General features: G+C 60.4%; 29 protein-coding genes. 14 read left to right on the forward strand and 15 right to left on the reverse strand.

Translation table 11 applies throughout. The annotated features are described in order from the left end of the window. Window positions 1–6: 6 nt before the first annotated feature. The 3 genes from GRI38_RS08720 to GRI38_RS08730 are packed head-to-tail and all read right to left on the reverse strand — an operon-like array spanning window position 7 to window position 1,898. Complete coding sequence (locus tag GRI38_RS08720; RefSeq protein ID WP_160682691.1) at window positions 7–585, reverse strand: LptA/OstA family protein; 579 nt, start codon at window positions 583–585, stop codon at window positions 7–9. Next, window positions 582–1,250 carry an LPS export ABC transporter periplasmic protein LptC gene (locus tag GRI38_RS08725; RefSeq protein ID WP_160682693.1) on the reverse strand — a complete coding sequence of 223 codons (669 nt, stop codon included), beginning with the start codon at window positions 1,248–1,250 and terminating at the stop codon, window positions 582–584. Before GRI38_RS08725 ends, GRI38_RS08720 begins: the two co-directional genes overlap by 4 nt. Before the next feature lie 27 nt (window positions 1,251–1,277). Then, window positions 1,278–1,898 (reverse strand): ribonuclease D, encoded by a 621-nt coding sequence (locus GRI38_RS08730; RefSeq protein ID WP_160682695.1) that lies wholly within the window; start codon window positions 1,896–1,898, stop codon window positions 1,278–1,280. 86 nt (window positions 1,899–1,984) lie between these two features. Between GRI38_RS08730 and ung the strand changes: the two genes are divergently transcribed. Both ung and GRI38_RS08740 read left to right on the forward strand, forming a co-directional pair. Then, a complete protein-coding gene (gene ung / locus GRI38_RS08735; RefSeq protein WP_202389945.1) occupies window positions 1,985–2,662 on the forward strand; it encodes a uracil-DNA glycosylase in 678 nt (225 codons plus the stop codon). Window positions 2,663–2,967: 305 nt separating this feature from the next. After that, complete coding sequence (locus GRI38_RS08740; RefSeq protein WP_160682699.1) at window positions 2,968–3,630, forward strand: Npun_F0296 family exosortase-dependent surface protein; 663 nt, start codon at window positions 2,968–2,970, stop codon at window positions 3,628–3,630. A gap of 73 nt (window positions 3,631–3,703) precedes the next feature. Here the strand turns inward: GRI38_RS08740 and fghA are convergent, their stop codons facing one another. The 5 genes from fghA to panC all read right to left on the reverse strand — a co-directional run bounded on the left by fghA (window position 3,704) and on the right by panC (window position 7,356). Further along, the gene (fghA, locus tag GRI38_RS08745; protein WP_160682701.1) at window positions 3,704–4,540 is read right to left on the reverse strand and encodes an S-formylglutathione hydrolase; all 837 of its coding nucleotides are present in this window, start codon (window positions 4,538–4,540) and stop codon (window positions 3,704–3,706) included. 12 nt (window positions 4,541–4,552) lie between these two features. Beyond that, window positions 4,553–4,945, reverse strand: a complete 393-nt coding sequence (locus GRI38_RS08750; protein WP_160682703.1) for a VOC family protein — start codon at window positions 4,943–4,945, stop codon at window positions 4,553–4,555. Window positions 4,946–4,968: 23 nt separating this feature from the next. Then, window positions 4,969–5,322, reverse strand: a complete 354-nt coding sequence (locus GRI38_RS08755; protein ID WP_160682705.1) for a cupin domain-containing protein — start codon at window positions 5,320–5,322, stop codon at window positions 4,969–4,971. Further along, window positions 5,322–6,428, reverse strand: coding sequence for an S-(hydroxymethyl)glutathione dehydrogenase/class III alcohol dehydrogenase (locus tag GRI38_RS08760; RefSeq protein ID WP_160682708.1), 1,107 nt, complete (start codon window positions 6,426–6,428; stop codon window positions 5,322–5,324). The genes GRI38_RS08755 and GRI38_RS08760 overlap by 1 nt, the downstream gene beginning before the upstream one ends. Before the next feature lie 67 nt (window positions 6,429–6,495). Beyond that, entirely contained in the window at window positions 6,496–7,356 is an 861-nt protein-coding gene (gene panC, locus GRI38_RS08765) for a pantoate--beta-alanine ligase (RefSeq protein ID WP_160682710.1), read from the reverse strand. Between the two features lie 88 nt (window positions 7,357–7,444). Here panC and GRI38_RS08770 point away from each other — a divergent pair, with 88 nt between their 5' ends. The 4 genes from GRI38_RS08770 to GRI38_RS08785 all read left to right on the forward strand — a co-directional run bounded on the left by GRI38_RS08770 (window position 7,445) and on the right by GRI38_RS08785 (window position 11,063). Then, window positions 7,445–8,281: a division plane positioning ATPase MipZ gene (locus GRI38_RS08770; RefSeq protein ID WP_337191269.1), complete on the forward strand. Its 837-nt coding sequence runs from the start codon at window positions 7,445–7,447 to the stop codon at window positions 8,279–8,281. Window position 8,282: 1 nt separating this feature from the next. After that, window positions 8,283–8,588, forward strand: coding sequence for a J domain-containing protein (locus tag GRI38_RS08775; RefSeq protein WP_160682712.1), 306 nt, complete (start codon window positions 8,283–8,285; stop codon window positions 8,586–8,588). A gap of 97 nt (window positions 8,589–8,685) precedes the next feature. Next, window positions 8,686–10,089 carry a phosphoglucomutase/phosphomannomutase PgmG gene (gene pgmG / locus GRI38_RS08780; protein WP_160682714.1) on the forward strand — a complete coding sequence of 468 codons (1,404 nt, stop codon included), beginning with the start codon at window positions 8,686–8,688 and terminating at the stop codon, window positions 10,087–10,089. Window positions 10,090–10,184: 95 nt separating this feature from the next. Further along, window positions 10,185–11,063 carry a DUF2059 domain-containing protein gene (locus GRI38_RS08785; protein ID WP_160682716.1) on the forward strand — a complete coding sequence of 293 codons (879 nt, stop codon included), beginning with the start codon at window positions 10,185–10,187 and terminating at the stop codon, window positions 11,061–11,063. A gap of 53 nt (window positions 11,064–11,116) precedes the next feature. Here the strand turns inward: GRI38_RS08785 and GRI38_RS08790 are convergent, their stop codons facing one another. Continuing rightward, window positions 11,117–12,046: a BON domain-containing protein gene (locus GRI38_RS08790; protein WP_237487467.1), complete on the reverse strand. Its 930-nt coding sequence runs from the start codon at window positions 12,044–12,046 to the stop codon at window positions 11,117–11,119. 311 nt (window positions 12,047–12,357) lie between these two features. On the opposite strand from GRI38_RS08790, the gene GRI38_RS08795 reads away from it, so the two are divergent. Next, the gene (locus GRI38_RS08795) at window positions 12,358–14,826 is read left to right on the forward strand and encodes a ligase-associated DNA damage response DEXH box helicase (protein ID WP_160682718.1); all 2,469 of its coding nucleotides are present in this window, start codon (window positions 12,358–12,360) and stop codon (window positions 14,824–14,826) included. Between the two features lie 153 nt (window positions 14,827–14,979). Here GRI38_RS08795 and GRI38_RS08800 read toward each other — a convergent pair whose 3' ends face one another. From GRI38_RS08800 to GRI38_RS08815, 4 genes are all read right to left on the reverse strand, one after another. Next, the gene (locus tag GRI38_RS08800; protein WP_160682720.1) at window positions 14,980–15,438 is read right to left on the reverse strand and encodes an ExbD/TolR family protein; all 459 of its coding nucleotides are present in this window, start codon (window positions 15,436–15,438) and stop codon (window positions 14,980–14,982) included. A 33-nt stretch (window positions 15,439–15,471) separates the two neighbouring features. Beyond that, a complete protein-coding gene (locus GRI38_RS08805) occupies window positions 15,472–16,005 on the reverse strand; it encodes an ExbD/TolR family protein (RefSeq protein WP_202389932.1) in 534 nt (177 codons plus the stop codon). 89 nt (window positions 16,006–16,094) lie between these two features. Next, the gene (locus GRI38_RS08810) at window positions 16,095–16,931 is read right to left on the reverse strand and encodes a MotA/TolQ/ExbB proton channel family protein (RefSeq protein WP_160682722.1); all 837 of its coding nucleotides are present in this window, start codon (window positions 16,929–16,931) and stop codon (window positions 16,095–16,097) included. A 64-nt stretch (window positions 16,932–16,995) separates the two neighbouring features. After that, window positions 16,996–17,682: a TonB family protein gene (locus GRI38_RS08815; protein ID WP_160682724.1), complete on the reverse strand. Its 687-nt coding sequence runs from the start codon at window positions 17,680–17,682 to the stop codon at window positions 16,996–16,998. Window positions 17,683–18,051: 369 nt separating this feature from the next. Between GRI38_RS08815 and GRI38_RS08820 the strand changes: the two genes are divergently transcribed. Together GRI38_RS08820 and GRI38_RS08825 are read left to right on the forward strand one after the other, a co-directional pair. Further along, on the forward strand, window positions 18,052–18,894 hold the full coding sequence (locus GRI38_RS08820; RefSeq protein ID WP_337191270.1) for a hypothetical protein: 843 nt from the start codon (window positions 18,052–18,054) through the stop codon (window positions 18,892–18,894). Window positions 18,895–19,010: 116 nt separating this feature from the next. After that, window positions 19,011–20,318, forward strand: coding sequence for a homoserine dehydrogenase (locus GRI38_RS08825; protein ID WP_160682726.1), 1,308 nt, complete (start codon window positions 19,011–19,013; stop codon window positions 20,316–20,318). Here GRI38_RS08825 and GRI38_RS08830 read toward each other — a convergent pair. Next, window positions 20,278–20,931, reverse strand: coding sequence for a hypothetical protein (locus GRI38_RS08830; RefSeq protein WP_160682728.1), 654 nt, complete (start codon window positions 20,929–20,931; stop codon window positions 20,278–20,280). The genes GRI38_RS08825 and GRI38_RS08830 overlap by 41 nt on opposite strands. A gap of 82 nt (window positions 20,932–21,013) precedes the next feature. On the opposite strand from GRI38_RS08830, the gene glpX reads away from it, so the two are divergent. Continuing rightward, window positions 21,014–22,006, forward strand: a complete 993-nt coding sequence (gene glpX / locus GRI38_RS08835; RefSeq protein ID WP_160682730.1) for a class II fructose-bisphosphatase — start codon at window positions 21,014–21,016, stop codon at window positions 22,004–22,006. A 131-nt stretch (window positions 22,007–22,137) separates the two neighbouring features. Then, window positions 22,138–23,073 carry a ribose-phosphate pyrophosphokinase gene (locus tag GRI38_RS08840; RefSeq protein WP_160682732.1) on the forward strand — a complete coding sequence of 312 codons (936 nt, stop codon included), beginning with the start codon at window positions 22,138–22,140 and terminating at the stop codon, window positions 23,071–23,073. Here GRI38_RS08840 and GRI38_RS08845 read toward each other — a convergent pair. Further along, window positions 23,070–23,975, reverse strand: a complete 906-nt coding sequence (locus tag GRI38_RS08845; RefSeq protein ID WP_160682734.1) for a helix-turn-helix domain-containing protein — start codon at window positions 23,973–23,975, stop codon at window positions 23,070–23,072. The two genes, GRI38_RS08840 and GRI38_RS08845, sit on opposite strands and share 4 nt — an antisense overlap. 271 nt (window positions 23,976–24,246) lie before the next feature. Between GRI38_RS08845 and GRI38_RS08850 the strand changes: the two genes are divergently transcribed. From GRI38_RS08850 to rpmI, 3 genes are all read left to right on the forward strand, one after another. Further along, window positions 24,247–25,065, forward strand: coding sequence for an inositol monophosphatase family protein (locus GRI38_RS08850; protein WP_160682736.1), 819 nt, complete (start codon window positions 24,247–24,249; stop codon window positions 25,063–25,065). A gap of 103 nt (window positions 25,066–25,168) precedes the next feature. After that, complete coding sequence (locus tag GRI38_RS08855) at window positions 25,169–25,801, forward strand: porin family protein (RefSeq protein WP_160682738.1); 633 nt, start codon at window positions 25,169–25,171, stop codon at window positions 25,799–25,801. A gap of 161 nt (window positions 25,802–25,962) precedes the next feature. Then, a complete protein-coding gene (gene rpmI / locus GRI38_RS08860) occupies window positions 25,963–26,166 on the forward strand; it encodes a 50S ribosomal protein L35 (RefSeq protein ID WP_160682741.1) in 204 nt (67 codons plus the stop codon). The last annotated feature ends 41 nt before the right edge of the window (window positions 26,167–26,207 follow it).

Below are 26,207 nucleotides of genomic sequence, written 5' to 3' on the forward strand. Positions count from 1 at the left end.
GACCGCTTAATCCTGCGGAACGTTGAACGTGCCGCTCACCCTGCCATTTCCACTCGTCTGTCCGCCTGTCGCCGTTCCGCCCGCTGCGCTTCCATCGACGGAGGAGATGCCCGTGCGCAGATCGATGGTGAGACGCCCGCCATTGATGGTATCGTTGCCCCGACGCAGGCTGACATCGCCCGACATGGTGATGATCCGGCGGTTGAGATCGTAAATGGCATTGTTCCCGCGCGCCGATTCGTTACCCCGCGTGACGAGCACTCCGCCGGTAGCGGTCAGCCGGTCGATCCGGCCCACGCCGCCGCTGCTCAGATTGACCAGTATCCGCTGTGCCTGCAGGCGCAGACCAGCTTGCGTGATATCGACATCTCCTGACAGGATGATGCGCTCTTGCCGGTCCTGATATTCGGTACGCGCGGCGGAATAGTTGATCGGCGCAGTGCTGTTATGGCCCGCAATCGCCTGCGCGCTTAGTTGCCATGCGCCGACGCTGGCGATGGTTAGTGCGAAGGCCACGAGAAAAGACCGCAGCGAGACGAGCGCCAACGGCGAACGGGCTTTCTCGGTGATCGAATAGTGCGTCATTGCGGCATCCTTAAAGCACCCGGTATGATCTGCCCACGCGAATTGCCGGTCAGGACGACGTTGCGCTCTTCCAGATCGGCAACCATACGGTTTGCGGAAAACGTCATGCCGGGCAGGCGGCCTTCCACTCCGCCCGCGCCGGTCATTACCTTCGCGTCGAGGTCGATGTCCACGCCCCGCACGACCATGCGGTAATCGTCGGGACCGGTCAGGACGACCGGGCCGAAGGCGTTCACTTCCTTGTCGCTGATGTCATAAGCGCCCGCTTCCGCGCCGAGGCGTGCCGGGCCGTCATCGAGCAGGATGCGTGCGACGAGATCGCGCATCCGCACGATACCCTCCGCGCTCGATTTCTGGACGGCTTCGCCTGCCGTCAAAGAGAAGGGGCGCCCGTCATTGTCCTGTCCGCGATAAAGGGCGTTGTCGACACGTAGCCGCTCATCGATCACGGCGACCTTGTTACGATCGAGCAGGAAACTGACTTCGCCGCGCGGCGACAGGGGCGTGATGACCATCAGTGCCGCCATGATGCCGACGCCGATCGGGAGAACGCTCGCCAGCACCCGCACGAGCCGGTCGTGCGAACCGCCAGGGGTCGCCCAGAACTGGCGTTTTCCGCGAAGCTTTTTCGCTTCCTCGGTTTCGATGCGGCGCTTCTTACCCATGATCGGTACTTGCTGGCAGAGCCTTCCTTACATGTGGCTGAAGATATCCTGTTCCGCCCAGCCTGCGATATCGAGCCGTGCCCGCGTCGGCAGGAAGTCGAAACAGGCCTGAGCGATGTCCCGCCGCCCTTCGCGTTCAAGACGCCTTTCCAGTTCGTCGCGCAACCGATGAAGGAAGCGGACATCGCTTGCTGCATAATCGCGCTGGGCGTCGGACAGTTCCGGCCCGCCCCAGTCGGAGGACTGCTGCTGCTTCGAAATATCCTCGCCCAGGAGTTCGTTGACGAGGTTCTTGAGCCCGTGCCTGTCGGTGTAGGTGCGCACGAGCTTGCTGGCGATCTTGGTGCAGAAGACTGGGGCGGCCATGATCCCGAGATAATATTCGATGGCAGCAAGATCGAAGCGGCCGAAATGATAGAGCTTCAGTCGCCGAGGATCAGCGAGAACGCGCTTCAGATTGGGCGCTGCATAGTCGCTGCCCGGCGAAAAGCGGACGAGGTGTTCGTCCGGCCCGCCATCGGAAATCTGGACGACGCAGAGCCGGTCACGCGGCGTGATGAGGCCCATCGTCTCGGTATCGACGGCAAGCGGAGCGTCACCTTCGAGAACGCCGAGGGGCAAATCTTCTTCGTGGAAATGTACGGTCATGACTGGGGCTTTAGGCGCGTTGCGCTGTTAGGGAAAGGGGCGGCGGGGGGCGCCGAACAATGGAAGCGGATGGCGAGACGCCGATGATGAACGAAGCAATTCCCGAAAGCTGGAAGGACGTTCTCGCGCCGGTCCTCGATACGCCCGAAGCGCGCAGGCTGGGCGGCTTTCTCAGGCAGGAGGAAAAGATCGGCAAGATGATCTATCCTCCGCGGGGAGAAAGGCTCGCCGCGCTGGAGCTGACGCCGCTCGAAGAGGTCAAGGTCGTGATTTTGGGGCAGGACCCCTATCATGGCCCCAAGCAAGCGCATGGCCTTGCGTTTTCCGTCCGCGAAGGGATGCGCCTGCCGCCTTCGCTGGCGAACATCTACAAAGAACTGGAGGCGGATTGCGGTATCGAGCGGCGTGACAGCGGCGATCTCACTCGCTGGGCGCGGCAAGGCGTCTTGCTGCTGAACAACACCCTGACGGTCGAGGCGGGGGCCGCGGGCAGCCATGCGCGACGTGGCTGGGAAGCGATTACCGACGCCTGTGTCAGGGCGGTGGCCGAACGCGACCGACCATGCGTATTCATCCTGTGGGGCAATCACGCGCAGGGAAAGGCCGAGCGGATCGAAGCACTGCGAGACAATCCGCAACTGTTGGTCATAGAAACGCCGCATCCCAGTCCTCTTTCGGCGCGACGGGGGTTTTTCGGCTCCCGTCCGTTCAGCAGGGCGAATGCCTTTTTGGAAGAGCATGGGATCGAACCCATCGAATGGTAAAAACGCCATGTTGCGATGCAGCGCAAATTTGTTTCACACGTTCGGAACATGCGTTCGCAGTGAGGTCGACAATCGTTTCAATGTGGAACGATCTGGCTCAAATTGGCGGTTTTTCGCGAAAGCCGCTGGTAAAGATCGCCTTAAGGGTATCTACTTCATCGCGGAAGCAGCAAAGCGAGTCGCCGATAGCGATACCGTCGCATCGACTGGCTCAACAGGGATAAAAGCCGCTTCTGGGGTCGCTCTTGTCAGGCCGAAGTTCGGATGTTCGTCATCCGGGCTCGTTCTTTGAGGGAGTAAACACCATGAACATGACGAAGCACTGCATATTGGCAGCAGTCGCACTGACCGCGATGAGCGGGACGGCGCATGCGGCCATTTCACTTGTCGATGTCGAACCGGGAAGTGCGGTCTATGAAGGGCCGGTTCCGATCTACGACTTCGACGTCAATACGCCGCCGACCACCGACGGCGTCGTCAAGACCGGTTCGAGTGCCAATGGCGCGCAACCTCTCGGCAGTACGGGCAATTACTATTCCGTCGGGCCAAGCACGAACTCGCCGGGCGAAGTGGACCTGTCGGGCTTTGCGGGACCTATCGGGCAAATTTCCTTCATCTGGGGATCGGTCGATACCTACAACACCTTGTCGTTTCTCGATTCGATGGGCGGCGTTCTCGCCTCCTTCACCGGCAGCGACATAATCAGCTCCGATTTCGGCAACCAGGTGCTGCCGGGCAGCAACCCGGTCGTCTTCTTCGGCTTTACCGGGTCCGACGCGCCCAACGTGGCCGGAATGCGGCTATCCTCGACGCAAGAGGCTTTCGAGATCGACAATATCGCCGTCGAAGCTGCCGTGCCCGAGCCGGGAACGTGGCTGATGCTGCTACTTGGCTTCGGCATCGTGGGCGCAATGATGCGCCGCGGTCGCAAGGGACCGCAGGAAGTCCGCGTCCGTTACGCCTTCTGATCGATACCCCTTTTGAGCTAATAGGAGGCCAGCCGGGAAGAGCGACCCGGCTGGCCTTTTTTCGCAAGGCTCGTCAGCCTTTCAAATGCCGCGCGTGCCAGGCGACATGTTCGGCCATGAAGGTCGAGATGAAGAAGTAGGAATGATCGTAACCTTCCTGCATCCGGATAGCGGCGTCGATCCCCGCTTTGCGGCAGGCCAACGCCAGAAGCCCGGTCTTGAGCTGTTCGGACAGGAAATCGTCGGCGGTTCCCTGATCAACCAGCAGCGCGGCAGGGCGCGCGCCCCCTTCGATCAATGATACGGCATCGTATTGCGCCCACGTGCTTTGATCGTCTCCGAGATAGCGTGAGAAAGCCTTCTCGCCCCACGGGGACTGGATGGGTGCGACGATCGGAGAGAATGCGCTGATCGAGCGAAACCTTTCGGGATTTCGCAGGCCGATGGTGAGGGCGCCGTGACCGCCCATCGAATGACCGGTAATCGCTTGCCGTTCCATGTCGACTGGAAAGGATCGAGCGATGAGCGCCGGCAGTTCATCCTCGACATAGCTCCGCATCCGGTAATGCGTCGACCACGGTTCTTTGGTCGCATCGAGATAGAAGCCTGCACCTTTCCCGAAATCGTACTCGTCATCCGCGTCCGGCACGTCCGCTCCGCGAGGCGAAGTATCGGGCGCGACGAAGACAATTCCGTGCTCTGCGCAGGCGGCGCGATATTCGCCCTTCTCGGTCACGTTGGCATGGGTGCAGGTCAGACCGGAAAGATACCAGAGCACCGGCAGGACCTGCCCGTCCTCATGCGGGGGCACGAAGACGGAAAACGTCATCTCCGTCCCCGTTGCCTCCGACAGGTGAGAATAAACGCCCTGCGTGCCGCCATGCGACTTGTTCGAACTGATCAGTTCCATGATGTTTCGGACTTATCCGGGCCTGTGAATGCCGCAGATTTTGTGACCGTCCAGATCGCGGAAATAGCTGAGATGGATCGGCCCCATGGTCGTTTCGCGGAGGCCGGGCGGGTCTTCGATACTCGTTCCGCCATTGGCAACCGCCACGTCATGCAATTCCTTGACCTGTTCGGGGGAATCGCATTTGAAGCCGATCGTCATGCCGTTGGCGCAAGTCGCTGCCTGACCATCGATCGGCTGGCTCAATGCAAGCGTGTTACCGCCATGCATGAAGAATACACGCTTCGTGCCGTCTGCCGTCGTATTGTCGATCGCCTTGCCGCCACCGATCACCTTGAGAACGGCCTCGTAAAAGGCCTTCGCCTTGTCAATGTCGTTCGTTCCGATCATGATGTGATTGAACATCTGCTTCCTCTCCTTGTTACTGTTCAGACTTCGACGGCGATGGTCGCCGTCTCTTTATTTCCGGTATTGGGGCTCTCGGCGGGATCGAGCAGCACTGCCTCGACCAGTCCCTGCCGGGCCACGGGGCGATGCTCAATGCCGGCTGGCACGACGAGCATTTCGCCCGCTTCGAGTGTCTCGGTGCGATCGGCGAACTCGATCTCGAGCCTGCCCTTAGTCACAAGAAACAATTCGTCGTGATCGTGGCTATGCCAGTCAAACGCACCTTCGAGCTTTGCAATGCGGACTTCGTGACCTTCGTAGCGCGCGACGATCCGGGGTGCCCAGCATTCGTCGAACGTCGCGAACTTGTCGGCGAGGATGATTTTGCGACCCATCAGTAGACGACCACCGCCCGGATGCTTTCGCCGGCATGCATCAGGTCGAAGCCCTTGTTGATCTCTTCGAGCGACAGGCGGTGCGTGATCATCGGATCGATCGCGATCTTCCCGTTCATATACCAGTCCACGATCTTCGGCACGTCGGTCCGGCCCTTCGCTCCGCCGAAAGCGGTTCCCCTCCAGTTGCGCCCAGTAACGAGCTGAAACGGCCGCGTCTCTATGGTCTTGCCGGCTTCTGCGACCCCGATGATGATACTCGTTCCCCAGCCCTTGTGGCAGCATTCGAGAGCCTGGCGCATGACCTCTGTATTGCCCGTGCAATCGAAGCTGTAATCGGCTCCGCCATCGAGCAGTTCGACGAGATGAGCGACGACGTCCTTCGTTTCCTTCGGATTGACGAAGTCGGTCATGCCGAACCTTTCGCCCCATTCCTTCTTGGAGGGGTTGATGTCGACGCCGACGATGCGGTCCGCCCCCGCCAGCTTCGCACCCTGGATGACGTTCAGTCCGATTCCGCCGAGGCCGAATACGACGACATTGTCGCCGGGCCGCACCTTCGCCGTATTCGTAACGGCGCCAACGCCGGTGGTCACACCGCAACCGACATAGCAGGTGGTGTCGAATGGCGCGTCGTCGCGGATCTTCGCGACCGCGATTTCCGGCAGGACGGTGAAGTTCGAGAAGGTCGAGCAGCCCATGTAATGGTAGATTGTCTCGCCCTTGTACGAAAAGCGACTGGTGCCGTCGGGCATCAGACCCTTACCCTGCGTTTCCCGAATGGCCGAGCACAAGTTGGTCTTGCCGCTGAGGCACATTTTGCACTGGCGACATTCCGGCGTGTAAAGCGGGATTACGTGATCGCCTGGCCCGACGCTCGTCACGCCAGCGCCGACTTCGCGCACGATACCGCATCCCTCGTGGCCTAGAATGCTCGGGAAGATGCCTTCGCTGTCCAGACCGTCGAGCGTATAGGCATCGGTGTGGCAGATGCCGGTCGCCATGATCTCTACGAGAACCTCGCCTGCCTTGGGTCCTTCCAGATCGACTTCGACGATCTCCAGCGGCTGTTTGGCTTCGAAAGCGACGGCGGCGCGAGTTTTCATGAGCTATTCCTTGATGTTCTGCGAAGGCTCTTGGCCAATCCTTCGCTCCGCCGCAAGCAATCGTGGGTCAGTTTGCGGCGCGGATCGGCAAATTGTCGATCAGGCGTGTTCCCCCGATGCGAGCGGCGACGAAGAGCCGTGCGTTGCCGTTGTCGCTGTCGAGCGCTTTCAGGCTGTCGCTATCGCGCAGGTCGAGATAGTCGACCCTTTCGAACCCGCTTTCGAGCAGATCCTCTCTGGCGGCCGAAGCAATGGCACTCCACGGGTGGCCTTCCGCCACGAGTTCTGCGGCCTTGCGCAAGGTCGCGGGAAGGGCTGCTGCATCTGCCCTTTGCTCTGCCGAAAGATAGGCGTTGCGCGAACTCATGGCCAATCCGTCCGGCTCGCGCACGATCGGCACGCCGTAAATTGCCCCGGCGCGCGGAAGCATCAGGTCGAGGTCGCGCGCCATGCGGCGTATGACGGCCAGTTGCTGCCAATCCTTTTCTCCGAAAAAGGCCATGTCGGGGGCAACCTGATTGAACAATTTGCAGACGACCGTCGCAACGCCGTCGAAATGGCCCGGTCGATCCGCCCCGCACAGATGCTCGCTGAACTTCCCAACCGAGACGTTCGTTGCGAACCCTTCCGGATAGACTTCGTCGACCAGTGGCGCCCATAGCAACGCGACGCCTTCCTCTTCGAGCAAGGCGCTATCTCTTGCGAGTTGCCGCGGATAGGCATCGAGGTCCTCGTTCTCGCCGAATTGCTTTGGATTGACGAAGATCGATGCGACGACGCGATCGGCTTGTCTCGCCGCTTCACGCATCAAAGTTAGGTGTCCTTCGTGAAGAGCGCCCATGGTCGGAACCAAAGCTACGGTCGAGCCGTCGGCGCGCAATGTCGCGACCGCTTTTCTCAACATGACAAGCTCGGTGACGGTTTGCACGCACTTCTCCCCTTGGGTAAGACTGGCAAGGAACCCCGTGGAAACCACGCCCGGCTTTCGGGCGATCATGCAAGTCCAGGAATTTCGAGTGTCAGACAATCGTCCCTATCGCATCACTTTCGCCAACGAAAAAGGGGGCACCGGGAAATCGACGACCGCCGTTCACGTCGCGGTCGCACTTGCCGCGCGCGGCCTGAAAGTCGCTGCGTTCGATCTCGATCATCGGCAGCGAACGATGGACCGCTATTTCGAGAACCGGGCGGAAACAGCGGCGAAGCGCGGGATCGCCCTTCCGACGGCGAAATCCGAAGTGGTCGAGAACCTTACGCCGGAGGAACTGGAAGAGCGCATCGGCGAAGCGGGCGCGGGAATGGATTTCATCATCTTCGATACGCCGGGCCGCGACGATCCTCTCGCGCGCCACGTCGCCACGGAAGCAGACACGCTCGTCACGCCGATGAACGACAGTTTCGTCGATTTCGACCTTATCGGTCAGGTCGAAGGTGAGAGTTTCAAGGTGAAGAAACTCAGTTTCTATGCCGAGCTGATCTGGGAGGCGAGACTGAAGCGCAGCCGCGCCACCATCGAACAGCAGCGCCGTGAAATGGACTGGGTAGTAGTCCGCAATCGTACCGGTCACACCGAAGCGCGCAACATGGCGCGCATCGAGAAAGCGCTAACCGAACTGTCCAAACGCGTCGGCTTTCGCGTTGCCAAGGGCCTGTCCGAGCGCGTTATCTACCGCGAGCTTTTTCCGTCCGGCCTGACTCTGCTCGACAAGGGGCAGCTCGGCGAACTGGGAACGAGCCATCTCGTCGCACGGCAAGAGTTGCGCGGTCTCGTCGCGAACCTCAACCTTCCGGGCGTCGACGCGGCTGCGCCTGCCAATACCGACCTCGCACCGGCGCGCAGCGAAGCGGCCTGACATGCTCAAGGTCGCCATCTTCCTCGCGATCGCGATCATCGTCTGGCGCTTTGCATTCGGAAGCTGGCCCTGGGCGATGGCGAGTACTTCGCGAAAGGTGCCGCACATCCGGGTGGAAACGGAAACCGAAGCCCGGCGCATTCTGGGGGTAGGGCCGAAAGCGTCGAAGGTGGAGATCGCGGCGGCGCACAGGGCCCTCATCGCTCGAATTCATCCCGACAAGGGCGGGGATGCCGTCGAAACCGCCCGTGCCAATGCGGCCCGCGATCTGCTTATCGGAAGGCCGCCCAAGGATCGCGAAGTCTGAACGCGCGTTGATATTTCAATACCGCGAAGCATGGCACCAGAGCGCAGGACGGGCGTTTCAGACTTCACAATCTTATCAGCAATTCGGGGAAGTTTTCATGAGCCATCAATTCGATCCGACCGTTCTTCGCGAATACGACATTCGCGGGATCATCGGTGATACGCTTGGAGCGGAGGATGCTCGTGCGATCGGTCGGACATTCGGGTCGATGTTGCGCGAGGAAGGCGGGAATACCGTCGCGGTCGGGTTCGACGGGCGCGTTTCCTCCCCCATGCTCGATCACGCCTTGGTCGAAGGGCTGACGGCAAGCGGCTGCGACGTGGTGCGGATCGGCATGGGGCCGACGCCGATGCTCTATTTTGCCGAAGCGTCGGACGAGAATATCGACGGCGGCATCATGATTACCGGAAGTCACAATCCGGCGAACTACAACGGCTTCAAGATGGTGTTCCAGGGGCGACCCTTCTTCGGGAAGGACATCGCCGAGCTGGGACGCCGCGCGGCCGAAGGTAAGTGGACCGACGGCAACGGTAGCGTGTCGAACCGCGACGTAACCGACGACTATCTCGACAAGCTGCTGACCGCCCTCGACGGCATCGATCGAGATTACCTCGCCCGCGTAAAGGTCGCATGGGATGCGGGGAACGGCGCAGCGGGCGCAGTGCTCGAAAAATTGACGGCGCGGCTACCGGGCGAGCACCACGTCCTTTTTCCGGAAGTGGACGGAAATTTTCCGAACCATCACCCGGACCCTACGGTTGAGGAGAACCTTGCCGACCTTAAGGCCATCGTCGACGACAAGAACCTCGATTTCGGCATCGCCTTTGACGGGGACGGAGACCGCATCGGCGCTATCGATGGCGAAGGGCGCGTGATCTGGGGCGATCAGCTGCTGATGATCTATGCAGAGGATCTGCTCTCGCGGCAGCAGGGTGTTACGATCATTGCCGATGTGAAGGCCTCTCGCGCCTTGTTCGATCATGTCGCAAAGCATGGGGGAAAGCCGCTTATGTGGAATACCGGCCATTCCCTCATCAAGTCGAAGATGAAGGAGACGGGTTCTCCGCTTGCGGGAGAAATGAGCGGACACGTCTTTTTCGCCGATACGTATTACGGCTACGACGATGCCCTTTATGCTGGGCTCCGGCTGTTGGCGGCAAGTGCGCGTTTGGGTAAGTCCGTGACGCAATTGCGCGGCGAGATGCCCGCCATGCTCAATACGCCCGAAATGCGGTTCCAGGTTGATGAAAGCCGCAAGTTCGCGGCGATCGAAGAGGTGAAGGCGCGGCTTGCCGATAGCGACGACGACGTCAACGACACCGACGGGGTACGCGTGACGAATGCCGATGGTTGGTGGCTGCTACGTGCGTCGAACACCCAGGATGTGCTGGTCGCCCGCGCCGAAAGCGATACGCAGGAAGGCCTCGATCGATTGATGGCGCAGATCGACGAGCAACTGGCAGCTTCGGGATTGGAGCGGGGACCGCAAGCCGGCCATTAAGCGGCCCTTTTGCTCCTGCGGAAGGCTTGTTCTTGCGAAGTCCCCGGCGAGCCGATAGCCTTTCTTCCACTCGATCGAGAGGGGGGAAAGATCATATGAAATACGCACTCGTTCCGCTGGTTCTGGCCAATCTATGGCTTTCGGTGCCACTTCACGCGCAGGATGAAGGTCTGCCGACTTCCGTAACGTTCTCCAAGGCCGAACCGGAAGATGAGGGTGAGTTGTCGGCGGGTGATCAAACGAAGCTGCTGAGCGTGATGGGCGACCTGTTCGCTGCCGAGCCGCTTACTCCGCAGCAGGAACAGCGGCTGCCCGCGGCAAGTGCGGTTGCGGCAGACGTCTTGCCTGCAGGATTCTACGGTAAAATGATGAGCGACATGATGGACAGCATCATGTCCCCACTGCTCGCGATGATGAATGGACCGCTCGGCGCGCAAGCCTTGATCGAGCGAAAGGTCGGACTGGGTGGCGACGAGTTTCCGCAGTTGAGCGACGAGGAAAGCACGCAGGTCGTAGCTCTGCTCGACCCTGCCGCTTCGGAGCGGGCGGACGTGCTGAGGAACCGCATGACGACGTGGATGAGCGGTTTTTTCACGAAGCTCGAAGAGCCCATGCGTGACGGTCTGTCACGCGCGTACGCTGTCCGGTTCGACGAAGGGGAACTGGCGCAAATACAGCAGTTCTTCGCGACGCCGACGGGCGGGAAATATGCGAGCGAATCGATGGCCATATTCGCTGACCCGCAAGTTATGTCGGCGATGATGCAATCCGTCCCGATGATGATGGAAAGCTTGCCCGAAATGACCGCGCAAATGGAATCGGCGATGGCAAACTTGCCGCCTGAACGATCCTATGAGGATCTCAGCGGGTCCGAAAGGCAGCGCCTTGCCTCCCTCCTCAACCTGTCGGAGGCCGAGCTGCGCGAGAGGATGGAAGCCGCCGCCGCTGCGCAGGAAGCGAACGAAGACGACTGAACAAAAAAGGGCTCCGGTGAAGGAGCCCTTTTCGTATTGTAACGACTTGGCGATCAGGAAAGATCGCTGGACGTATTCGTAGTGTCCGTCGTCCGCGTATTGCTACGCGTATTGCTGTCGTTCCACGACTGGTCGTCGGAGTCGTTCTCTTCGATGCGCAGATTGTTCTGCACATGGTTCACGCCTGACAGGTCATGTACGCAATCTTCGGCGCGCCGCTTGTCCCAACGGCTTTCGACCGTTCCATCAAGCGTCACTTCCTGATTTGCGACTGTCACCTCGATGTTCCGGGCATCGAGCGAACGCTCATCGGTCAGACGGTCACACGCGTCTTCCAAGATACGTTCATCCGACCGGGTATAGTTGCTCGGTCCGCGTCCACGATGGTCGCGGCGACGGCGACGTTCCGCGTCTTCATCTCCGAACCAGCTTGCAACTTCATCGCCGGCTTTCTCGAAGAAGCCCCGATCATCGTTGCGCGAACGGTTCGAATATCGATCGTTATCGTAATCTCGACCGTAACTGCCCATTCCTGCGCCGCCATAATAGCCGTAGTCGCTGCGGGTGCTGCCCATGTTCGGACCGCCATAATCGTCGCCCCGGAAATAGGAATGCGAGCGATTGTCAAAGCGCGAACCTCTCGACGAGCCATAGCGCTGATTATCGCTGTCGTAGTCGTCGAACGGGTTGTAGTCGCGCTCGTTGCCATAACGGTTTTGCGAACGTTGATAGCCGCCACTCATATTGTCGCCATATCCGCGGTTGCTGCTGCGACCGTAATCCGAGCGACCATAATTCGAACGACCATAATCGTCGTCGCGGTCGTTCATTTGCGAGCCGTAGGAGCCGCTACCGTAATTATCGTCGCCGTATTGCGAGTAATTACTGTCGCGGAACTGCTCTTCCTGACGACCGCCGCCACGATATTCGCGATCATAACGGTCGTTTCTATCGTATTGCGATTGTCGGTTTCGGTTTGCCATAATCTTTCTCCACCGCCGCCAGAAGGGGACATACGCATCCCCGGCAGGCAGCGACGTATCCGGAAAGGCGCCCCTCAATTACTTGAGTAGTTAATTAACGAGCAGTCAGCGGTGATGGTTGCACAGGTAGGCGCACTTGTGACGCGACTTGACGCAAAGTCCGCCTTCGGGTCCGTCCGAACATAAATAAATTATAAGTTTAAGCGGTTTAGATCATCAAGCTTCGCAGGCTGATGCAATTTAAACGACGCTGTTCTTCGTTCGGCCGGACTGTTTCATTTTTCGGTCCCGATCCTATTTGACAGGTTGAGATGGAGAAACGCGGCGTCCCACCCGAGATAGAGAGCTGGTTCGCCGGACGAGGCTGGCGCGTGAGGCGCCATCAGAGTGAGATGCTGGCCGCCGATGATGCGGGCAGGCATGCTCTGCTTGTTGCCGATACCGGTGCAGGCAAAACACTTGCGGGCTTTCTTCCGACCCTAGCAGCGTTCACTCCTTCGCGGCTCGCGGACGAACCGCCGCCCGAGGGGCTTCATACGTTGTATGTATCGCCGCTCAAGGCGCTGGCTCACGATGTCCATCGCAACCTGGTCGTGCCCGTGGAAGAGATGGGGCTGCCCATGCGGATCGAGACGCGCAGCGGCGACACCCCGTCCGATCGCAAGAGGCGGCAGCGCGACCGGCCGCCACATGTTCTTATGACAACGCCGGAATCCCTGTCGCTCATGCTGGCCTATCCCGACAGTTTCAGCGTGTTCGGAGGACTGAAGCGCATCGTCATCGACGAGGTGCATGCTTTTGCCACCGGAAAGCGCGGGGACCTGCTCGCGCTGGCCCTGTCGCGTCTGCAAGCGATTGCGCCTGACCTGCGGCGCTCGGCCCTGTCGGCGACCGTCGCCAATCCGCAGGGTTTTCGCGAGTGGCTTGCCCCGTGGGGCGACATCGATGACGTCGCGTTGATCGATGGCGAGAAAGGGGCCGACCCTTCGGTCGAGATCCTGCTTCCCATCGAAGAGCGCGTTCCGTGGGGCGGTCACGCCGCGACCTGGGCCATTCCGCAAATTTACGAGCAGATAAAGGCGAACCGCACGACCCTGGTCTTCACCAATACGCGGTTCCTTGCCGAATACATTTTTCAGCACTTGTGGAACGCCAATGAGGACAACCTTCCGATCGGGGTTCATCACGGTTCGCTGTCGAAGGAGGCCCGCCGAAAGGTCGAGGGGGCAATGGCGCGCGGAGAACTGCGCGCGCTCGTCGCCACTGCGAGCCTCGATTTGGGGGTGGACTGGGGCGATATCGATCTCGTCATTCAAATGGGAGCACCCAAGGGCTCTTCGCGCCTGCTCCAGCGAATTGGCCGTGCGAACCACCGGCTCGACCAGCCCAGCCATGCGCTGATCGTGCCGGGCAACCGTTTCGAATTTCTCGAAGCGATGGCCGCACAGGACGCAGTGAACGAGGGGCAACGCGACGGCGAGAGCTTTCGTCCCGGCGGACTCGACGTTCTGGCGCAACACGTAATGGCCTGCGCCTGCGCCGCTGCGTTTGCCGAGGAAGAACTGTTGCAGGAAGTTCGTTCCAGTCTGGCCTATGCGTGGGTGGACGAAACTGCGTGGAAACGCGTCCTCGCCTATGTGTCGAACGGGGGATATGCGCTTAAGGCCTATGACCGGTTCCGCCGCATCGTGCGGGAGGTCGGCAAGGACGGTGTCGCACGCTGGCGCCTGTCGCATCCCGAACAGGCAGTGAGACATCGGCTCAATGCCGGTATCATCATCGATAGCGAGATGTTGCAGGTGCGCTTCCGGAACGGGCGCTCGCTCGGCAAGATAGAGGAGCGGTTTGCGGCGTCTCTGGCGCCGGGCGACACGTTCAGCTTCGCCGGAATGAGCCTCGAGGTCGAACAGCTCAAGGACATGGACGTGGTTGTGCGCGCTTCGAGCAAGGCGGCCATGATCCCTTCTTATGGGGGTGCGCGTATGCCCATTACGGCTCACCTTGCGGACCGCGTTCGCGAAATGCTGGTGGATCGGGCGGGATGGGCTCGTTTCCCGGACGATGTGAGAGAATGGCTCGAAGTGCAGGACTATCGCAGCCAGATGCCGGGACCGGGGCAACTGCTCGTCGAAAGCTTCCCGCATCACGAGCGGCACTACTCGGTTTACTACACTTTCGAGGGGTGGAACGCGAACCAGTCGCTTGGGATGCTGATTACCCGGCGAATGGAAGATATGGATCTCAGACCTGGCGGCTTCGTCGCCAACGACTACGCTCTTGGCGTCTGGGGTCTGCGACCGGTCACCGATCCAGCGCCCCTGCTCTCACCGGAAATTCTGCAGGACGAGTTCATCGAATGGGTTCAGAGCTCGCACCTTCTCCGGCGAGCTTTCCGCGAGGTCGCCGTCATCGGCGGACTGGTCGAGCGCCAGCAGCCGGGTCGGCGCAAGACCGGGAAACAGGTCACTTTCTCGACAGATCTGATCTACGATGTGTTGCGCAAGTACGAGCCCGATCATGTGTTGCTGGAAGCCGCATGGGCTGATGCACGCACGAGCATGACGGATGTCGGCCGTTTGGCAAACGTGCTGGAGCGGGCCGAACGCGAACTCGTTCACGTGCAACTCGAGCGGGTTAGCCCGCTGGCAGTCCCGGTGCTCGTCATGATCGGGCGGGAACGGACACCGGAAGGCTCGGTTGACGACGACCTTCTGATCGAAGCGGAGAGCATGGCTTCGGCTGCCATGCGACTGGACGAGCGGGAGGAAGAGGCGGACTAGTTCTGTGGTTTTCGCAAACTAAGCCGCATCAGGAGGCCCATGCCAGAATGCATGACGCTGTCTTCCTGCTAATTGCAATAATGCCAAAGCGTTGGGCATGAAAAAGGGGGTGGATCGCTCCGCCCCCTTTTGATTGTTCAAACGATGGTTTGACTATCCGCCGATCGGGTTAGCCGGACCGCCCGTACCGAACGAACGATACTTCTCGTTCCCGACGAAGCCGAATGCGGTCACCCCGGAACCCTTGATGATGTTCAGCACCCGGATGGACTTGTCGTAACTAGCCAGCGCCTCCGGTTCGAACTGAAGTTCGGGCTGCGGTTCGATGTTGAGAGTAAGCTGGAGATTTCGCAGCAGCTCGCCTTCATTGACCGTCTCTCCGTTCCAGAGAATCTGATCGTCCGGCGTAAGGACGACCTTGTTCTGAATCGGATCGATCTCCTGTTCAGGAGGGTTGGGATTGGGAACCGGCAGATCGATATCGACTGAGTTGGTGGCTACCGGGATGGTGATGATGAACATGATGAGGAGAACGAGCATGACGTCGATGAGCGGCGTCGTGTTCATTTCCATCATCGGCGAACCATCGTCCTTGCCGCCTGACATTGCCATTTTGGGTACTCCTGCTTGAACTCTAGACGGCGCTTAACCGTTCGGATCGACCGGGTTCGAAATGAAGCCGACTGTCGGATAACCTGCGGTTTGCACGTTGAAGATCGTACCGGCCACGCACTGCCAAGGCGCATCGACGTCGGCACGAATGTGAACTTGTGGGATGAGTTCGGGTTCTGCGCGAATTGCGTCGACACCGCCGGCACGCTCGACAATCGTTTCGAGGCGGTTGAACGCACGATCGTAAAGCTCTTCCGAAGTCACCGGCGAAATATTGTTGAAATAGACGCGGCATTCGCCGGTCCGCGAAGCTCCGGTATATCCGGGTTCGCCAGCGCTGCGTCCGGCTTCATCCGTGGTGCTGACTGTCAGAAGAAGGTTTTCGACCTTGTCCTTCGACTCCACCGTTTCGAGGACCGGCAGTTCGAGTTCGTCGATCTGCTGGATCGCGACGGGGACCGCGATCAGGAAGATGATCAGCAGCACGAGCATCACGTCCACCAGCGGTGTCGTATTGATGTCCGACATCGGCGTTTCTGCGCCGCCGCCTCCTGAGGATATTGCCATTTCGTGTTCCTAGTCTTGAATGTCTGAGCGAAAGTCGGACCTCCCGTCCGGTCGTCACCGACCGGACGGGAGCCTGCCAATCGCTGTTATTACCGCTTTGGCGGCGTCGTCGGCTTCGTCGCCGTCGAAGTCGTCGCGGTAGCGCTTACCGGCTTGGCGGTCGTGGAGCCGGTGGCCGGTGCCGTACGCGCAGCCTTCCCGGACTGCTGCGTCGATGCCGGAGCCATCGTGTTCGGACGAACCGCGCCCTTGGAGTTGATGTTCGCAAGGATGTCGGTCGAGAAACCGCTCATCAGTTCGGCGATGCGCTTGTTGCGAGCCTGCAGCCAGTTATACGCCAGCACGGCCGGAACCGCGACGAGCAGGCCGATAGCGGTCATGATGAGCGCTTCGCCGACCGGACCGGCAACCTTGTCGATCGATGCCGACCCGGCGATGCCGATCTTGATGAGTGCCCGGTAAATACCGATAACCGTACCGAGGAGGCCAACGAACGGGGCCGTTGCGCCAACCGATGCGAGGAACGGAAGGCCGCCTGCCAGCTTCGAGTTGATCGAGGCTTCGGAGCGAGCGAGCGATCCGTGCAGCCAGTCATGCGCTTCCATGCTGTCGGTCATCTTGCCGTGCTGGTCTTCGGCTGCGACGGCATCGTCGACGAGTTGGCGCCAAGCGCTGTCCTTCTCGAGCTTGGTGGCGCCTTCCTTGATGGAATTCGCTCTCCAGAAGCTGGTGCGCACGGCTTTGTACTGGTTGAAAACCTTACGCTGCTCGAAATATTTCGTGATCAGGATGTAGAACGATCCCACCGACATGATGACGAGAACGGCGAGAATGGACCAGGCGATCGGGCCGCCTTCTTCCATCGCCTGTACGAAGCCGAAGGCATTCTCGGGCGCATCGGCTGATGCAATAAGGTGTAGTAACATTGGCAGTTGTCCTCTTCAGATATTCGTTGCTGTCCGGGGGCGCACCCAACCGGATATATGTCCGTTAATTCAACTGATAAACGATTCTCGTCGCCCAGCTTCCGGTGATCGGATTGCCCGCATCATTCAGAGCCGGCTCGAACCTGGCGTAACGAGTGATGTCGCGGCAGGCGGCATCGTCGAGAATGCTCGAACCGCTCGAACTCGTCACGCTGCAGCTCGCTACTCGGCCATTCGGGCCCACGGATACGCGCAGTCCGACCGTTCCTTCCGCTTCCTCGCGAATGGCGCGAGACGGATAATTTTCGATGATCTGTCGCGTCCAGCGAGCCTGGTTGTCAGGGCGGACTCCGCGCGCCTGAGACGGCGGGGGTGGGGGTGGCGGCGGCGCAGGGGGCGGCCCAGCCGGTGCCGGCGGCAAGGCGATCGGAGAGACCGGTGCCCGCGGCGGAATGTTCGTCTGCGTCCGGATCGGAGGCGGCGTCGTCGATACGTTGATCGGCGGCGGCGGAGCGACCGGCGGAGGCGGAGCCGTATCCTGCGGCTGCGGTTCGGGGGGCGGGGGCTCCTCTTCGGGCTCGGGCGGCGGGGGCTCGTCCACATCGACGGTCGTAACGCGCTCAACCACCTTCTTCGCCGCTTCGAAAGCGAGGCCGGTGACGAGCGTGTAACCTATGACAATGTGAATGAGTGCAACGAGTATGAGCGCAATAATGCGATTGCTGCTCATCTGTTGGTCTGCATAGGCCATTCGGTCGCATCACTCCATTTGATCTCAAACCGCCGGTTGGGCCAGCGGTCGGTCGAACGTATCAAATCCTCGTGGATTTGCCTACGTTAACTTCTTTTGAACCATGTATGAGACATGACTTGATGGATTTTCACGGATTTGACGGACCATACCCGCAATGGTTCCCAAGCCTGCCCTTTTCCATGGCATTTGCCGAGGTTACGCTGTCTCACGCCCTCGGTCGGACGGGTTTCTAGCCAGCTTGTTTGAACCGCGCAAACCCTTTGTCAATTCAGCCCCAATTCAGTGCATTCGGGCTGGAACGGTGCGACAAACCGAAGATTGGGTATTGCAAGCCCTGTTCCTGTTTTTGAAGAAAGGCCAGCACACGTGGCGCTGAAACGATCGAAAGCTTTCCTTTGCACTCTTGCTGCCTGCGCGCTGGCGTCGGGCGGCGCTTTTGCGCAAGAGGCTGCGCCACTGCGCGACAATGGTCCGACTTATGCAGATCTGGTCGATCTTGCAGAGGCCGCGCCGATGGTCATCCGGGCGACCGTCCGCAACCAGGTAGCGCTGAAGCCGGAACGCGCTGGCAATGTCGCTCCCGGCCATGCCCGCCTCTATGTCGAAGCGCGCACGAACAGCCTCATCTCGGGCAACGTGCCGATCGGGGAGAACCTCAAATATCTCGTCGACGTGCCGCTGCAGGAAAACGGCAAGCCGCCGAAGCTGAAGAAACAGGACGTCATCCTGTTCGCGCGCACGGTGCCGGGCCGCCTCTCGGAAATACAACTGGTCGATCCGCGCGCTCAATTCCGTTGGAGCCAAGGTTTCGAGGATCGTCTCCGACCGGTTCTTGCCGAGACAGTCGCTGCCGACAAGCCGCCGGTCGTGACCGGTATCCAGGATGCCCTTTCCGTCGAAGGCAATCTGGTCGGCGAATCGGAAACGCAATTGTTCCTCGAGACAGAAGGTGACCAGCCAGCCTCCATCACTGTATTGCGCCGTCCGGGACAGCCGCCGGAGTGGGGCGTTTCCTGGACGGAGATCGTCGATCAATCCGCCGCTCCGATCGCGCGCAATACGCTGGAATGGTATCGCCTCGCTTGTTTCCTGCCAGCGACGCTACCGGCTGACGCCATCCTGTCGAGCGATGGTCGGACCCGCGCCCGCGCCACACAGGACTATCGCTTTGTCATGGAGCAGCTCGGACCCTGCCCACGTACGCGCTAGCATCTGGCTGGCTGCGCTTATCGGCCGTCAATCGTAGCTTACGCCCGCCAAAGGCATTTTACGTGCCGTCAAGCCAAGCTTTCGGCTAGGCGCTGCGGTGGAAAGGGGGCGGCAGGATGAAAGAACCGCTGCGGATAGCGTTGGCTGGACTGGGTACGGTGGGCACAGGCGTAATCCGCCTGTTCGAAGCCAATCGCCAGATGATAGAGGCTCGTGCCGGACGACCGCTTAAGATCGTCGCCGTATCGGCCCGCGATCGCGGCAGGGATCGCGGCGTCGAACTGTCCGCCTATGACTGGTACGACGACATGGGCGAGATGGCAGCTCTCCCTCAGGTCGATGCCGTCGTCGAACTTGTCGGCGGATCGGACGGCCCCGCCCTCGCCCTAGCGCGCAAGACTCTCGAAGCAGGCAAGGCGCTCGTCACCGCCAACAAGGCAATGATCGCGCATCACGGTCTCTCGCTCGCCAAAACGGCAGCGGCGAATGGCACTTCTCTTAAGTTCGAGGCTGCAGTCGCGGGCGGTATTCCGGTGGTCAAGGGACTTCGCGAAGGCGCTGCCGCCAACGCAATCGAGCGTATTTACGGCATCCTCAACGGGACCAGCAATTATATCCTTTCGGCAATGGAGGAGACGGGTGCGGACTTCGCGCAGATGCTCTCCGATGCTCAGGAACTGGGTTATGCGGAAGCGGACCCGACCTTCGACATCGAGGGCGTCGATGCGGCGCACAAGCTCGCCATACTCGCGGCCATTGCATTCGGCTGCCGGATCGATTTCGATGCCGTAAAAACGCAGGGAATTTCGGATGTTCGTGCCGCCGACATCCGGCAGGCTGCGGCGCTAGGCTATGTCGTCCGGCTCATCGGCATGGCCGACACGGAGATGCAGGACGATACCTGCAAGCTGTTTCAGGAAGTACGGCCGTGCCTCGTGGCGAAGTCCCACCCGCTCGCAGCGGTATCGGGGGCGACGAATGCCGTTGTCACCGAGGGCAACTTCTCGGGCCGCCTCCTGTTTCAGGGTGCGGGAGCGGGCGACGGTCCGACGGCGAGCGCAGTCGTCGCAGACATCATCGATCTGGCGAGAGGCGAACGCAGCGCTCCGTTCTCGGTCCCGGTCGAAGAGCTCGTCGAAATGCCCCCTGCCGATACAGGCGATCGACTAGGCCGCACCTATCTGAGGTTTACCGTAACGGACAGGCCGGGTGTCATGGCGGAAATTACGGCGGCGATGCGTGACGCCGACGTTTCGATCGAAAGCCTCATCCAGGAAGGTCGCTCGCGAGAGGGACGCGACGTTCTCGTCGCTATGGTGACGCATGAAGGTCCCGAACGCAGCGTGGAACAGGCTTTGCGGCTTCTATCGGGCTCGGAAAGCCTTACCGCTCCGCCGTTGGTGATGCCGATTCTTCAGGACTGACGATCGTCTCGCTCGGCAGCAATTCCGCATCCCTTTCGGCGTCGGCCTCGCGGTCAGAGTCACTTTTTTCGGCGGACGTAGCGACCGGAGCATCACCGACGGGATTATCCTCTCCGAGCGGCGGCAGTCCGCGCGCCATGCGGTCCGCATCGGAGCCCGGCGGTGCTTCGGGCAGCGCGTCGAAATCGATAATCATCGCAGGTGGCGGCGGGCACTTCTGCAATCCGGGGATGCACATCCCTCCGACCGTCGCCTTACCTTGGAAGATACCCGGCCCATCGACATTCGGAGCCTGAGGGTCGCCCTCGAATTTCGTTTTCTCGGCATATCGCTTGCGGGCGTCGCTGGGCGATAAGGTTCGAAACTTGCCCTGATCGACAAGGCGACGACAGACGATGATCGTCCCGGAAATTGCCGCAGCGTCCTCGACCTCCTCGCAAGCCTCGGTTGGGGGCGGGGGTCCGTAAGCCTCTTCCGCCGCGGCAAGAGCTTCCTCCGCAGTGGCGGATGCTGGCGGCAATGTTTCACCGGGATCGGCAGAAGCATCCTGAGCGCTCGCCGGCACGGAAATCGTCATGGCGAGCGACAATGGGACGGTCCGAACAATTCGCATCGGCAGTTTGCTCGACAAGACCAGTTCCCCCGTTTAACGCCTCGCCCGACGGCACCATCGCTATTTCAGGACTGAATTCATTATGAACGATACGAGCAATTCCAATGTCAGCGCACTCGATCGGGTGCTGGTTCTCGAAATGGTCCGCGTCACCGAAGCCGCCGCTGTCGCCGCTTCTACCCTGGTCGGCCGGGGCGACGAGAAAGCCGCCGATGCGGCTGCCGTCGAGGCGATGCGCAAGGCGTTCGACACGCTCGAAATCGACGGAACGGTGGTCATCGGCGAAGGCGAACGCGACGAGGCACCCATGCTCTATATCGGGGAAAAGGTCGGCGGCGCGCCCGGCAAGGGGCCGCAGATCGACATTGCGCTGGACCCGCTCGAAGGCACGACCATTACGGCAAAGGCAGGCCCGAATGCACTCGCGGTGCTGGCCGCGGCGGAGAAAGGCTGCCTGCTCAATGCCCCGGACGTTTACATGGACAAGCTCGCCGTGGGACCGGGCTATCCCGAGGATGTCATCAGCCTGTCCAAGACGCCAACCGAAAATGTCGAGGCGGTGGCGAAGGCGAAGGGCGTGAAGCCGTCCGAAATCATCGTATGCGTGCTCGATCGCCCGCGTCATGCCGATCTGATTGCCGAGCTGCGCGGTATCGGTTGCGGCGTCGTGTTGATCGGCGATGGCGATGTCGCCGGCGTCATCGCAGTGACCGACGAGGACACGACGATCGACATGTATATGGGCCAGGGCGGCGCACCCGAGGGCGTTCTCGCCGCGGCCGCGCTTCGCTGTGTCGGAGGACAGTTCAACGGTCGCCTTGTCTTCCGCAACGAGGACGAAAAGGCGCGTGCTCGCAAATGGGGCATCGACGATTTCGACCGCATCTACAAGCGCGACGATTTGGCGAAAGGGGACTGCATCTTCGCGGCGACCGGCGTGACGGACGGCTCGCTGCTGCAAGGGGTGAAGCATCTGCGCGGAGGCCGGATGACGACCGAAAGCGTGGTGATGCGGGCCTCGTCGGGAACCGTTCGCTGGATCAAGGGCGAACATCGCGATTCGACGCTCGGCTGATCGCCGGGGATCGTTCCGAAAATCGCGCTTTTTTGCACGGCACGCTGGGACGCTGCCGTTGCAATCGATGGCGCGCGCATTAGTCCTGCCGCCGCGATTCGCTACTGCTATTCTTCCGAAGGACTGACTGCATGAAGATCATGGCTGCCAATTCCAACCTGCCACTGGCACGAGCCATTGCAGGCTATCTGGAAATGCCGCTTTGCGATGCGAGCGTTCGCCGTTTCGCCGACGAGGAAATCTTCGTCGAGATCCACGAGAACGTGCGCGGCGAAGACGTGTTCGTCGTCCAGTCGACAAGCTATCCTGCGAACGACAACCTGATGGAACTGCTCATCTGCATCGATGCGCTCCGGCGCGCGTCTGCGCGCAGGATTACGGCCGTCGTGCCTTACTTCGGATATGCCCGGCAGGATCGGAAGCCCGGACCGCGCACGCCGATCTCGGCCAAGCTCGTCGCCAATCTCGTCACGCAAGCCGGCGCCGATCGCGTGCTGTCGGTCGACCTTCATGCCGGACAGATCCAGGGTTTCTTCGACATACCGACCGACAACCTCTATGCCGCGCCGGTCATGGCGGCGGATATTCAGGCGCGCTACGGCGACCAGGACCTCATGGTCGTCTCGCCCGACGTCGGCGGCGTGGTGCGCGCCCGCGCACTGGCGAAGCGCCTTGATAACGCGCCTCTCGCGATCGTCGACAAGAGGCGTGACCGGCCGGGCGAATCGGAGGTCATGAACATCATCGGAGACGTATCGGGGCGTCACTGCATCCTGATCGACGACATCGTCGATTCTGGCGGCACGCTCTGTAATGCGGCTCAGGCACTGCTCGACGATGGAGCGGCCAGCGTCGCCGCTTATATCACCCACGGCGTCCTGTCTGGCGGAGCTGTTGCGCGCGTCGACAAGTCGGCGCTGAAGGAACTGGTCATAACGGACACGATCCGGCCCACCGATGCGGCAATCGATTCGAACCAGATCCGCATCCTGACGATCGCCCCGCTGATCGGCGAGGCCGTCCGCCGCATTGCCGACGAATCAAGCGTATCGAGCTTGTTCGATTAGGCTGCCGACGAGGCGGCGCGCCTGCTCCTGATAGGATTGCGCATCCAGGTTTCGATCTTGCCGGGCGCTATTTCCTCGAGCAACTCAAGCCGTCGGTCCTGACGGATTTGCAGGCTCGCCGAAAGAAGGTCATGCCTTTCCTGCACGAAGCGCCGCGGCGTCATGCGGAAGAACGAGGCAAATTCCCGGATGAGATGAGACTGGTCGAAATAGCGGAGCTGGACGCTTTCCTCGCCTTCCCCGTCGCCGACACCGCATAACCGGGCGGCAAAATCCATCGCGCGAGCGCGTCTCATGACCTGTTTTGGGGTGAGACCAAAATCCCGTTTTACTACCCGCTGCAACGTGCGCATCGAGACTCCGTGACGTTCCGCGAAATCGGCTATGGATTCGTTAGGGTCGATGAAAGCGGCTTCCTCGAAGCGCTGGGACAGGGCGTCGGGCCGTTCGATACCGCGCGAGGAAATATGGTGACGGAGCCAATCTTCCAGCCGTTCGATCCATTGCTCGGGCGCTATTCCGGGCGTGTAGAGGTCAGTAATCTCCCGACCGTCGAGACCCATTTCGCTGGCCGGTGCAACTCGGTCGAGGAACGTTTCGTCCGGCTTGTTTCCAAGCTTGCGAATTGCGCCGGGCTTCAACATCGCGCCGAGCGTGATTGCACTGCCATCGAACCCGGTCGGCATGGCGCAGGAGTGCTGACCGCAAATGACCGTCTCGTCGCGAATATTCACCACGCCCGACTTCGTTTCGATGCGCCAGCTATACGCCACTGCGGTCCGCAGATTTGCTGCGTCGTTGAACAGCAACCCGCTATGCTGCTTGTCCGCAAGCTCGCCCGCGACGAAGAACACGAGGCGACTTAGCCACGGTTTGAGATTGTCCGACGGCGTTCTGTTCAAGAATTGCGGTCGAGATGTTTCGGCATCGTCGGTCGTGACGATGCTTCTTGTATTCGAGGCGCGATCGGGCAATGCGTAACCTTCCGGAAATGCATGATTGCGACCCAGATCATGTGGCTCGCCATGATGCCGGCGCGCATTTTTGCACTATCCGTCATGCTTTTCAGACGAGAAGACTGTTGCTGCTCATAACGCGGCCCGAATTTAATGCAATATTACAAGTGCATAGGGATTGACGCTTCCTATTCGCTTCGTGAAAGGCGCTCAGCTTATGGGAATTACCGAAGATATCGCTTTTGCCGGACAACTGGCCGACGCGGCGGGCGAAGCCATACGTCCGCTTTTCCGCGGTGAATGGGCTGAAGATCGCAAGGGTGATACGTCGCTCGTCACGGAAGCGGACCGCGCCGCGGAAGGCGCCATGCGCGCAATCCTCGAGGAGCGGCGATCCGGCGACGGTATCATCGGCGAGGAATACGGAACGAGAAACGAGGGGTCAAACCGGCAGTGGGTGCTCGATCCCATTGACGGCACTATCAGCTTCGCCGCGGGGCGTCCCATCTTTGGAACACTGATCTCGCTATTGCAGGACGGGTTCCCCGTCATCGGCGTGATCGACCAGCCGATATCACGCGAACGCTGGCTGGGCGTAGTCGGGCAAGGCACCACGTTCAACGGGAAGCCGGCGCGGACTCGCCCCTGTCGTGATTTGTCGCAGGCGACGCTTGCGACGACGAGCCCGCATCTTTTCTCCGAACACCAGGCCGATCACTACATGCAACTCGCGCAGAAGGTGGACGGGGCGAAGCTCGTCTATGGCGGAGACTGCTACAATTACGGATTGCTTGCGAGCGGTCATGTCGATCTCGTCTGCGAGGCGGGCCTGAAACTGTACGATTTCGCAGCCCTCGTACCGATCGTCGAGGGTGCAGGCGGAACCATGTGCGACTGGGCTGGAGAGCCCCTGCATCAGGATAGCACCGGAGAGATCATCGCGATGGGCGATCAGGCCCGGCTCGAGGATATTCTTTCCGCCATGGGTATCGGAGATGTCATCGGCTCTGGTCTTGGAGACGTTCTTCCCAAGTAATCGCGCTTTGTTTCTTCATTTAGGACCGCGTTAAGCATCCATTATTCGACGTGGGGTAGAGGAGCGGCGCTCGCTTAGAGCGTTTATCCTTTTGGGGGGAATAATGAAGAAACTGATTGGTGCCGCAGCCGTTGCGGTACTCTGGGCTTCGCCCGCACTGGCGCAGGACACCGGCCCGCGCGATTTCGAAATCGTCGAGAACGCCGACAAGTCCGGTCTTCGCGCCGAAGGTCGCCTGTTCTGGGAGCGTCTCAACGACCCGGAAGAAGACATCGGGATCAACTACGAACTCGGTAGCGCCCTCGGTTATGGCGCAGAAATCGGCTACGACATGCGTGTCAGCGACAACATCGTGGTCGGACCGTATGCGACCTACGATTTCTCGAATGTCGAGGAATGCGAGGACAATTTGTGCGTCGCATCCGGCGACTATTACGCCTTCGGTCTGCATGTCGGTTTCGAAACCGGTGCGGAGGGCCTCGTTTACGGCAAGATCGGCTATGGCAACCAGACGGTAACGCTCCAAGGTCCCTACACCGATCCCGAAACGAACGAGACGTTCGTCTTCGATGAAGAGGAAAGCGGCGGCGGATATAATTTCGCCTTCGGTTACGAGCATGGCTTCGGCGATGTTCTCTACGGTCGCGCCGAACTGGGCGTAAGCGAAAGCTACGACATCTACGGTTTCGATTTCCAGCGCGGCTATATCGGTGCAGCGCTCGGCGCTCGCTTCTGACGCATCGCGTCAAAGGGCACTTCGCCCTTGCGTTTCAGGTAGAGGGAGCGTATTGGCGCGCCCTTCACCGACACGTGAATCATCGCCGGTCTGGCCAGTAAGGGCTGCCAGGGCCGGTCGAACGTGTCTCTCGCTTGAACTTTTCCGAGTAGGAGATGAAAATGCCCAAACTGAAGACCAAGAGCGGTGTGAAGAAACGCTTCAAGATCACCGCGACCGGCAAGGTAAAGCACGGGGTTGCGGGCAAGCGCCACCGCCTCACGCATCACAATGCCAAGTACATCCGTCAGAACCGTGGAACCACCGTGTTGTCCGAAGCGGACACGAAAACGGTGAAGAAATGGGCGCCCTACGGGCTCGATTGAGCCTGCGCCTCGCACACAGTTTTCCAAGGAGTATTTGAGCT

Source organism: Parapontixanthobacter aurantiacus (assembly GCF_009827635.1).
GTDB classification, from domain to species: domain Bacteria; phylum Pseudomonadota; class Alphaproteobacteria; order Sphingomonadales; family Sphingomonadaceae; genus Parapontixanthobacter; species Parapontixanthobacter aurantiacus.

Bases quoted from the DNA above. Each gene is read 5' to 3' on its own strand.
- GRI38_RS08850 (WP_160682736.1), top strand. From the start codon at position 24,247: ATGGGAATTACCGAAGATATCGCTTTTGCCGGACAACTGGCCGACGCG.
- GRI38_RS08800 (WP_160682720.1), bottom strand. From the start codon at position 15,438: ATGGCAATGTCAGGCGGCAAGGACGATGGTTCGCCGATGATGGAAATG.
- GRI38_RS08830 (WP_160682728.1), bottom strand. From the start codon at position 20,931: ATGCGAATTGTTCGGACCGTCCCATTGTCGCTCGCCATGACGATTTCC.
- glpX (WP_160682730.1), top strand. From the start codon at position 21,014: ATGAACGATACGAGCAATTCCAATGTCAGCGCACTCGATCGGGTGCTG.
- pgmG (WP_160682714.1), top strand. From the start codon at position 8,686: ATGAGCCATCAATTCGATCCGACCGTTCTTCGCGAATACGACATTCGC.
- fghA (WP_160682701.1), bottom strand. From the start codon at position 4,540: ATGGAACTGATCAGTTCGAACAAGTCGCATGGCGGCACGCAGGGCGTT.
- GRI38_RS08755 (WP_160682705.1), bottom strand. From the start codon at position 5,322: ATGGGTCGCAAAATCATCCTCGCCGACAAGTTCGCGACGTTCGACGAA.
- GRI38_RS08760 (WP_160682708.1), bottom strand. From the start codon at position 6,428: ATGAAAACTCGCGCCGCCGTCGCTTTCGAAGCCAAACAGCCGCTGGAG.
- GRI38_RS08740 (WP_160682699.1), top strand. From the start codon at position 2,968: ATGAACATGACGAAGCACTGCATATTGGCAGCAGTCGCACTGACCGCG.
- GRI38_RS08825 (WP_160682726.1), top strand. From the start codon at position 19,011: ATGAAAGAACCGCTGCGGATAGCGTTGGCTGGACTGGGTACGGTGGGC.
- GRI38_RS08775 (WP_160682712.1), top strand. From the start codon at position 8,283: ATGCTCAAGGTCGCCATCTTCCTCGCGATCGCGATCATCGTCTGGCGC.
- GRI38_RS08840 (WP_160682732.1), top strand. From the start codon at position 22,138: ATGAAGATCATGGCTGCCAATTCCAACCTGCCACTGGCACGAGCCATT.
- GRI38_RS08815 (WP_160682724.1), bottom strand. From the start codon at position 17,682: ATGGCCTATGCAGACCAACAGATGAGCAGCAATCGCATTATTGCGCTC.
- GRI38_RS08795 (WP_160682718.1), top strand. From the start codon at position 12,358: ATGGAGAAACGCGGCGTCCCACCCGAGATAGAGAGCTGGTTCGCCGGA.
- GRI38_RS08790 (WP_237487467.1), bottom strand. From the start codon at position 12,046: ATGGCAAACCGAAACCGACAATCGCAATACGATAGAAACGACCGTTAT.
- rpmI (WP_160682741.1), top strand. From the start codon at position 25,963: ATGCCCAAACTGAAGACCAAGAGCGGTGTGAAGAAACGCTTCAAGATC.
- GRI38_RS08810 (WP_160682722.1), bottom strand. From the start codon at position 16,931: ATGTTACTACACCTTATTGCATCAGCCGATGCGCCCGAGAATGCCTTC.
- GRI38_RS08855 (WP_160682738.1), top strand. From the start codon at position 25,169: ATGAAGAAACTGATTGGTGCCGCAGCCGTTGCGGTACTCTGGGCTTCG.
- GRI38_RS08785 (WP_160682716.1), top strand. From the start codon at position 10,185: ATGAAATACGCACTCGTTCCGCTGGTTCTGGCCAATCTATGGCTTTCG.
- GRI38_RS08730 (WP_160682695.1), bottom strand. From the start codon at position 1,898: ATGACCGTACATTTCCACGAAGAAGATTTGCCCCTCGGCGTTCTCGAA.
- GRI38_RS08725 (WP_160682693.1), bottom strand. From the start codon at position 1,250: ATGGGTAAGAAGCGCCGCATCGAAACCGAGGAAGCGAAAAAGCTTCGC.
- GRI38_RS08750 (WP_160682703.1), bottom strand. From the start codon at position 4,945: ATGTTCAATCACATCATGATCGGAACGAACGACATTGACAAGGCGAAG.
- GRI38_RS08720 (WP_160682691.1), bottom strand. From the start codon at position 585: ATGACGCACTATTCGATCACCGAGAAAGCCCGTTCGCCGTTGGCGCTC.
- ung (WP_202389945.1), top strand. From the start codon at position 1,985: ATGAACGAAGCAATTCCCGAAAGCTGGAAGGACGTTCTCGCGCCGGTC.
- GRI38_RS08805 (WP_202389932.1), bottom strand. From the start codon at position 16,005: ATGGCAATATCCTCAGGAGGCGGCGGCGCAGAAACGCCGATGTCGGAC.